We start from the raw sequence: 262 nt of genomic DNA, 5'->3' as shown, positions 1-262 counted from the left end.
CATCGGCGGCCAATGGATCCGGACCGACAAGTCGATTGAGGTGTATAATCCGGCGGACGGCAAGGTGATCGGGACCGTGCCGAAGGCAGGCAGAATCGAGGCCGAACAAGCCGTGGATGCCGCGGCTGAAGCATTCGGGCATTGGTCGGGACTGACGGCCCAGGAGCGCGGGGATCTGCTTCGCCGCTGGTTTGAACGGATCAGCGAGCATACCGATGAGCTGGCGCGGATCATGACGATGGAGCAGGGCAAGCCGCTGAAG

1 protein-coding gene is annotated in these 262 nt (G+C 63.0%); it reads left to right on the top strand.

Annotated features, from left to right (window positions below):
- On the top strand, nt 1-262 hold a 262-nt coding region (locus tag ACSNOG_RS33510; protein WP_436756438.1), incomplete at both ends, for an aldehyde dehydrogenase family protein.

The organism is Streptomyces sp. URMC 124, from assembly GCF_051386455.1.
Classification (GTDB): domain Bacteria; phylum Actinomycetota; class Actinomycetes; order Streptomycetales; family Streptomycetaceae; genus Streptomyces.
This window is presented reverse-complemented; position numbering and strand designations above follow the sequence as displayed.